Origin of the sequence: uncultured Rikenella sp. (assembly GCF_947628055.1) — a bacterium.
In the GTDB taxonomy this organism is placed as follows: domain Bacteria; phylum Bacteroidota; class Bacteroidia; order Bacteroidales; family Rikenellaceae; genus Rikenella.
Window position 1 is genome coordinate 1 of sequence record NZ_CANQYJ010000101.1, and the last position, 8,811, is coordinate 8,811.

Annotated in this window: 3 protein-coding genes; all 3 read left to right on the plus strand. The window is 59.6% G+C overall.

All coding sequences use genetic code 11. The features are described 5' to 3' along the window. Positions 1-1,134: 1,134 nt before the first annotated feature. Positions 1,135-2,133, plus strand: coding sequence for an ornithine carbamoyltransferase (gene argF / locus Q0Z93_RS08575; protein WP_298064550.1), 999 nt, complete (start codon positions 1,135-1,137; stop codon positions 2,131-2,133). Positions 2,134-3,090: 957 nt separating this feature from the next. After that, positions 3,091-7,893, plus strand: a complete 4,803-nt coding sequence (locus Q0Z93_RS08580) for a translocation/assembly module TamB domain-containing protein (protein ID WP_298064552.1) — start codon at positions 3,091-3,093, stop codon at positions 7,891-7,893. Between the two features lie 660 nt (positions 7,894-8,553). Further along, on the plus strand, positions 8,554-8,811 hold a 258-nt coding region (locus Q0Z93_RS08585; protein WP_298064554.1), incomplete at its 3' end, for a hypothetical protein.

Here is an 8,811-nt window from a genome sequence, read left to right on the forward strand (position 1 = left end):
ATTTTCCCGGCGCGCGAATCACAAGCAATTTGTACCCGGCAGGTTCCGGCAAAACGAAGTTTTGCAAGCCCACCGCGAGCACGCGGCCCCGCGCGGGAGCGCAGTTTCCTCAAACTCCTCGCGCGCGACGGCTGGAATAGGAAATCGTTCAAAAGCATGAATTGCTTTTGAACAGGATTTCCGCCAGCGCGCGGGATAAAGACCGTTTTTGATTTGCAAAGGGCCGCAGCCCGCGGAAGATATTTCGGGTAGTTACAGTTCGGCTCGAGTGCCGAGCAGCACCGGGTCGCCGCCAGCGGAAAGAGCAACGAGCTATGCCGAAGTTGCTCGCGCCGCCCGGGGTGGCGGCGACTCGCGCGACCCGTTGGGTCGCGGTTTATTTGGCTTCCGACAGAGAAACGGCCGGAGCCAGCGGGGGCTTTGAGGTAGAGGCGACCAATGAGACAGCCAACGGCTGCGGCTCGAGTGCCGGGCGGCACCAGGCCTCCGTCTGGAGTGGCTCCGGCCTGTCAAAGGGAGATCGCAGCCAAACCGAATTTCCGACGGCTTCGGAACGAAACAGCAGCTTATTTTTGGCGGGGAAAAATATCCCCGCGAAGCGGGCGGGCCGGAGCTTCGCCCCGCGAAGGCCCGCAACTCACTCCGTTCGTCGGGCCTCGCAAGCTCCGACCCGAAATGGCAACCGAAATTTTTTCGACCAAACTCTCGGATGGAGTGTTCTGCGGCATCGAGTCGGACGCCCGGGAGGAACTGCAATTTTCGACGCGTGAGCGGTGTGTTGCGGGCCTCCCGAGGGGGAGGCGTCCGGCCCGCCCGGTTCTGCGAACCGGATTTCGACAGCGTGCGGGAATTGATTATGACTTTCGATTCCAAACGGCCTGCGCCGGGGGTGGCCTGCAACTCGCCTTGCTCGTTATCTGGCTCCGGCTAAGAGAGGACTGTTACAGTTCGGATCGCGTGCCGTGCGGCACCTCTTGTCTGTCATCGGGAGAACACAGTCGAACCGGATTTACGCCGGTGCGCGAAAGAACCTCGAACAAATGATTTTTTTCAAAAAAGAACACCGCTTTCGCCCCCGAAAAAAACGCCCCGAACAATATACAAGCTAAACGAACGACAATATATTAGGAGCATATGTACAAGAAAAGTTTTCTGAACATCGGATCACTCACACACAAAGAAATAACAGGTCTCGTGCGGCTCGCCGCGCGGCTCAAACGCGAGAAACGCGAAGGCACCGAACAGCAATACCTCAAAGGGAAAAACATCGTATTGCTCTTCGCCAAAGACTCCACCCGGACACGCTGCTCGTTTGAAGTGGGAGCCCACGACCAGGGCGCCCAAGTGACCTACATCGGCTCCAGCGGCTCGCAGATGGGTAAAAAAGAGTCCATCAAAGACACCGCACGGGTACTGGGACGCATGTACGACGGCATCGAATACCGCGGCTACGGGCAGGAAATCGTGAACACTTTAGCCGAATACTCCGGCGTTCCCGTCTGGAACGGTCTGACCGACGAATGCCACCCGACCCAATTCCTGGCCGATCTGTTGACCATCACCGAACACTGCCGCAAACCGCTGGAACAGATCAAAGTATGTTTTGCCGGTACGGCTGACAACAACGTAGCCTTGTCGCTGATGGTCGGGTGTGCGAAAATGGGGATGGAATATTCGGCGGCAGCCCCGGCTGTTTACCACCCCGCCCCCGCCATAGTCGACAAGCTCCGCCGGGAAGACAATGCCCGGATCACCATAACCGACAACATAGCCGAAGCAGTCCGGGGAGCGGATTTTATCTACACCGACGTATGGGTGTCGATGGGCGAGCCGGCCGAAGTGTGGGCCGAGCGGATCCAATTGCTCAGACCTTATCAGGTCAACCGTCGTATGATGGAAATGACGGGTAACCCGGACTGCAAATTCATGCACTGCCTGCCCGCTTTCCACGATCTCGAGACCGAAGTCGGCGCGGAGATATACCGCCAGTACGGGCTTCGCGAGATGGAAGTGACCGATGAGGTGTTCGAGTCGCCGGCCTCGATCGTCTTTGACGAAGCGGAAAACCGGATGCACACGATCAAAGCGGTGATGGTAGCCACCTTGAGCGAGCAGCCGGAAACCTCGCTCTGAACCGAACCGTTCAAGCGAAAAGCAAATAATCAACCGTGGGTTTATTTAGCACTGTTCTGTGAGTGACTGTTCTTTCTTTGAAGAAAGGCCCCATAGGGGCTTTCCGGGCTGTAATTACCCGATTCCTTAGGCTCCGCAGTCCTCTTGCATTGTGCTTTTTTGGGGGGGCCGGAGCCAGCGGGGCCGGATAACGAGCAGAGCGAGTTGCAGGCCTCCGCCCGGGGTGGCTCCGGCCTGACAAAGGAAGATCTTTGTACTAAATGTACGATAAAAAGTTCTACGTGTTCGACCTCGCGCCCACCCCTTAAGGCTGAGCAAACTCCCGGTCAGAGTGCCCGGCGGCACCGCGGAGGTCGGCGATCCGAAGAATCGCAATATTAAAGAACGGTCTATTGCTCACACCCCAAAGGGATCGAAAACAAGGGTACCCGGCAGGTTCAAGAGATGCGCAAGCATCTCAAAAAGTTTGGCTGCGCCTTCCTCCTGGCGCCTCGGCCATTCGAGCAAGCTCGATGGCTCTCGTCTGCTGCGTCGGTTTTCTGGTTCTCGCTAACTGCGCTGCGCTTGTTTTACCTACGGCTTCCTCGCCGCTCTCAGGGTAGAGGCGGCCCGGTTCGAGTGCCGAGCGGCACCTGGCAGCGTCGGTTGTTCACAACCGAGCAGCATTTCGAGAGCAGATGCCGCTGGCGGACTATGCCGAGGTAGCGCGAGGAAGCCGGAGGCAAAACGAGCGGAGCGAAGTTAAAGAGAACTGTTCCCTCCCGAACACGTACAATAAAACCTACAGTTGCCCAGCAGCACCCACGCGAGCCGAGAAACTGAGACAAGGGATGGTACGATAAAGCATATAATCGCATCTAAAAAGCATGAAGGGAAGCGATTTTAGGAACAGATTTTGCAGTTGCGAGCTGCAAAACCAACCCACCCGCCTTTACTCTACCACCCCTGTGTCGTTCCATGATCCGGAAAATTGTCAAATATACGCTGCGAGTGCTGGCCATCCTGCTGGGGCTGGCCCTGTTGCTGTTCGCAACGCTTTATCTGCCGCCGGTTCAGGACTTCATCAGAAAAAAAACAAGCGCCTACATTTCGGAAAAATTCGGCATGCAGCTGTCGGTAGAGAGACTTCGGTTGAAATTCCCGCTGCAGTTGGCCGTGGACGACGCACAGGCTGTGGCCGAGACAGGAGACACCCTGTTCGCATTCCGGACACTCCGGGCAGACATTTCCCTGCTGCCGCTGCTGCGGAAAGAAGTCGTGGTCAAACAGTTCACATTCGGCGACGCATCATTCCACATGGCCGACACCCTGGGCGCAGTCGACCTGAAAGTCCGGTTGCGGGAACTCGCACTCGAAGCCGACCACATCGACCTCGGCGCACAGGAAGCCCATGTCCCCGCAATCCGGCTCTCCGGCGGTGACGTGCGGCTGACAATGGGCCAGGCCCAGCCGGACACGATCGCCCGGGATACCGCCGCGACACCGATGCTGTGGAAAATCGTCGCCGAAAAGATAGAATTAGACAGCATCGCTTTCACGATGCGCACCACCTCTCCGGCAGTGAGCGACCTGACCGCCCGGATCCGAACAGGAAAAATCGACTCCTGCACCGTCGATATAGGAACCCGGAACATCACGGCAGCCGGTCTGCTGATCGAAAAAGGAAATTACGCTTATCTCACCGGAAGGAATACAGTTCCGGCAGAAGCGACGCCGGTCCTGACCCAGCCGGAAGAGACGGCAACCGGTCTGCCGTGGACGGTCAACGCAGCCAAAATACGGCTGAAAGACAATGCCGCAAGGTACGGATCGCTCTACGGCACACCGGCCAAAGGATTCGACCCGAACCACATCGCGGTGAGCGATCTGAATCTCTCGCTCGACTCGCTGTTCAACCGGGGGACAACGATACGGGCCATTCTCGCGGAACTGACCTTCACGGAACGATCCGGACTGGCGGTAACGCAGGCGCAGGGGCGCATCGGCATAGACAGCGCGGGCTATACCCTGCGCGATTTCAGGATCGAAACCACCGCCTCGACCCTTCGGGCCGGAGTGCAGGTCGGCGCCGGGATCGCCTCGATGGAACCGACCGCTCCGGTAGACATCCGACTGACAGCGACGCTCGGCACAGCGGATATTTTCCGGTTGGTGGAAACGGGCGACACCCTGCGCCGCAAACTGGCCGGACGCGACCTGACGACAAACCTGAATCTTTCGGGAACGCTGGGCGATCTGAGGCTGACGGGACTGACCTTTTCCCTGCCCGCCGTATTGGATTTTGCCGCCCGGGGCCGAATACGATCCCTCACCGAACCTCGAAACGCGGCAGGTGCAGTGACCTTCGAGGGCGCATTACTCAACCCCGAGCTGCCCGCCGCCTTCTTGCCTGCCGGCGTAGCCCTGCCCCCCATACAGCTGCGGGGCCGCGCTGAAGCCCGGGCCGGTCTTTACAGCGGGAATCTGACCTTGCTCGCAGCCGAAGGAACACTCCAGGCGGAGGGCTCGTTCGACCCGAAAGAGAAACAATACCGGGCAGATGCGAAAATCGACAGCCTGCCCCTGTTCCGCTTCCTGCCCGCCGATTCGCTGGGTTACCTGACCCTGTCGCTCCGGGCCAAAGGAGACGGATTCGACATTTTCTCGGCCCGCACCGCAGCACAGGCCGAAGTGCGGATCGCCCAGGCAGAATACCGCGGTTTCGATTACAGCGACATCGAACTGACGGCGCGGATAGCGGACAACCGGATCGAAGGAGGGCTCACCAGCGGCAATGCCGCCCTGAATGCCGATCTGCGCCTCGGCGGACTGCTGACCCGGCAGCGGCAGGAAGCCTCCGTCACGGGAAGGATCCGCACGCTCGACTTCGGACAGATGCACTTCTCGGCAATTCCGGCGTCCATCTCCGCGCTGCTCGATGTGCAGGCCTCGGCAACCGATGCGAAGGCTTACGCGGCGCAAGTAACCCTCGACACCCTGAGGGTGGGGTACGGGAAATCCGACTATTGGGCCATGCACACGACGCTCTCCGCGTGGGCAGACACCGCCCGGGTGGAAGCCGGAATCGCGTCCGGCGACCTGAAGCTGGACTTCCGCTCCAACGCCGGCCTCGACTCCCTGACCGCCGCTCTGACCCGCACCGCCGCAGAGGTAAGCCGTCAGATTCGGGCCGGGTGCGTCGACGCCGACACACTCGGCGAACTGCTGCCTCCCTTCCGGTTGGAATTCCGGGCCGCGCGCAACAATCTCCTCCAGTATTTTTCCCGTTCTCAGGGCATGGGTTTCGGCCGGGCGAGCCTGACCGCATCGGCCGGGAAAGAGGGGCCGTTCGGTCTACAGGCCGAGGTCGACGGATACTCGACCCGGGGAATGGTTCTCGATACGCTGACCGCCGGAATCGGCGGGCGCGGCGGCCAACTGCGGTACTCTGTGCGGATAGCCAACCGCCGGGCCAACAAAAACCCGGTGGGACAGCTCGCCCTCTCGGGCCGCGCCCGAGGCAACACTGCCATAGTCAATCTGTCGCAGCGCGACCGGGAAGGACGACAGGGGCTGGACTTCGGGCTGCAAGCGACACTCCAGGACAGCTCCGTGACGGTGAACCTGCTCTCCGACAACCCGGTTTTCGGCGCCGTGCCGTGGAGCGTAAACAGAGACAACTACGTGCGTTACGGTTTCGACCGGACTTTGGCGGTCGACCTGTGGGTGACCCGGCCCGGTCAATCCTTTTCACTGCTCTCGGCCCAGGCGGAAGATATGCCCTCCGGCAGCATCCGGCTGGCACTGATGGGGATCGGCATCGGAGGCGTGCTGAAAATCCTGCCCGCAGCGCCGCCGTTGGACGGGAGGGTAGGAGCCGATCTGATGTTCGGCATGGCCGACGACACCATCGCCGCCCGGGGGCGCCTGACCATCGACACGCTGCGCTACGACGACCGCCGGGTGGGAGACATCGGACTGAACCTGGCCTACCGCACGGACACGCTGTCGGGACACGCCGGCTCGCTCTCACTGCTGGTCGACCGCAGGACAGCTCTCACTGCCGAAGGACGTTACCGCCCGGCGGATTCGGCTTCTACCGTCGAACTGCGGGCCGAGATACCGGGCATTCCGTTAGCTGCGGCCAACCCGTTCCTGCCGGAAGGTTCCGGCAGCCTGTCGGGCATGCTCAAGGGGCATCTCGAAGCCGGAGGAAGCGTGAAAGCCCTCGGGCTGAACGGCTCGCTGAAATTCGACAGCACTGCGGTGGACGTGGCGGCCATCGGCACCCGGTTCGGTGTCACAGACAATCCCATCGTACTGGAACAGAGCAAAGTGCGGTTCAATGACTTCGGATTGATCGCGCCCAACAAGCGGCGGCTGACGGTAAACGGAAGTCTCGATCTGACCGATTTTTCGCGGATGACAGCCGACCTGCAGGTGCAAGGCAGGGATTTCCGGCTGATCGATGTGCCGCGCAGCCGGGGATCCATGGTCTTCGGCCAGGCCAGCGCCGACCTGTCGGCCCGGGTGCAGGGGCCGGTAGACGCGCTGAACATCCGGGGCGATGCGAACCTGCTCACGGGAACCGAAGTGACGTATGTGATGCAGGATTCGCCCATGGGGATCAAGAACCAGTCGCAGAGCGTCGTGAATTTCATCGCTTTCGACGACACGACGACGGTCTATGCCGTCCGTCCTCCGGCGATGTTGAACCTCGGGGGGATCGACATGCTGATGAACGTGGCCATCGACCCCGCCGTGCAGGTGTCGGTCTATCTGTCGGAGGACGGACAGAACCGGATCGACTTGCAGGGCGGCGGCAATCTGACTTATTCGATGAACCGGTTGGGAGACACGCGATTCGCGGGCAAGTACGAATTGTCCGGCGGACGGGTGCGCTACAGTCCGCCGGTGATCTCGGCCAAGGATTTTTCGATTACACCGGGGGGCTATGTCAACTGGACGGGCGACATCGCCGATCCTTCGTTCTCGGTACGGGCTGTCGAGACGATACGCACGACTGTGACGATGGAGGATCAGACCTCTCGCCAGGTCAATTTCCAGATCATCATCGCCATCAGCGGCACGTTAGACAACTTGGATGTCAAATTCGACCTCGCTGCGCAGGAAGACCTCACGCTTCAGAACCAGCTGGCGTCCCTCACGCCGGAACAACGGCAGAACCAAGCGATGAGCCTGCTGATCTACAACACTTACTCGGGGCCGGGAACGTCGGCCAAGGTGAATACGGGCAATCCGATCAATTCGTTCATCGCCAAGGAGTTGAACCAGTGGGCGCAGAACAGCCTCAAAGGGGTCGACCTTTCGTTCGGTGTCGATTCCTACGACGATCTGTCGGCGGGGCCGGACGGAACGCGCACGGATTATTCCTACAAGCTCTCCAAAAAGTTCTTCGACAATCGGGTGCGGGTCGCAGTGGGCGGCAAGGTAAGCACCGGTGGCGATCCGAACCAAAATGCGGCGGAAAATCTGGTGGACGATATTTCGTTAGAGTATCAGCTCACGCGACGGGACAATATGTATATCAAGGTGTTCCGCGAAACGAATTTCGAGAGTATTCTCGAAGGCGAGGTGACTGAAACGGGCGTGGGATTCGGGGTGCGGAAGAAGATCCTGAAGCTGGGCGATTTGTTCCGGCTGACCAAGGAGAAGAAAGAGGTGAAGGCGGAGCGGAAAGCTGCCCGGAAGGAGCGGCGCGAGGAGAAACGCAAGGAACGGCAGGCGGAAAGAGGCGATGTCGCAAAGACCGGGGAATGACGGTTGCGGAGGTTTTTCAAACGGTCTTCCGGAGTAGGATGGCTGCAACTTGTCCGAATGGTGTCGGGCAGGTTATTCCCGGCGGAGGTACTGCCTGCTGCTGGCGCGGAAACGATCGTCCATTAATTGTAGGTTTATTTAGCACTGTGCCGGATGGGACTGTCGCTTTCTTGAAAGAAAGGCCCCATAGGGGCTTTCCGGGCTGTAACTACCCTAATCCTTAGGCTCCGCAGTCCTCTTGCATTGCGTTTTTTTTGAGCCGGAGCAATAGACCGCTCTTTATATTGCGGTTCTTTAGAACCGCCGACCTCTGCGCCCAGCGGCGAAGCCGCTCGGGGGTGGGCGCGAGGTCGAACTGAGGTGCAGTAGAGCGGTCTATTGTCCCGGCCCAAGAAGATCGCAGACAAGGGTACCCGGCAGACTCAAAAGATGCGTTAGCATCTCAGAAAGTTTTTCTGGTTCTCTTTGTTCACAAAGAGAACAGTTCACTCCCAGGGACACGTACAATAAAACCTACAATTAATTTTAGCCCTTGCAAGCGTTTTTGCCAAGTTATCTGCAATCTCCCTATGTCAGGCCGGAGCCACCCCCGGCGGAGGCCTGCAAAATGCTCACTGCGTTCGATTGCAGTCCCCGCTGGCTCCGGCCCGCACGAAAACTGTGAAGCAAATTCTCAGTTCGGGTGCCGAGCGATACCCTCCGCCCTGGGTGGCTCCGGCCCGCACGACCAAAGGTCGCGATTTATTGGATTCCGGCCAGCCCGCTGACGCGGAAAATCGGTTTTCTCCGTACACGAAAGCCCATCCGGAAGCGTCGCGTTTTGCCTTGAGAAAGCCGGGCAGAACGACCGGCTTTCGACAAGGCGAAACCGGCTGGAGGCAGTTTGGCTTCGCCTTCCTCCTGGCACCTCGGCCATTC

Excerpts from the sequence above, each read along its gene's own strand:
- argF (WP_298064550.1), top strand. The coding sequence starts at position 1,135 with ATGTACAAGAAAAGTTTTCTGAACATCGGATCACTCACACACAAAGAA.
- Q0Z93_RS08580 (WP_298064552.1), top strand. The coding sequence starts at position 3,091 with ATGATCCGGAAAATTGTCAAATATACGCTGCGAGTGCTGGCCATCCTG.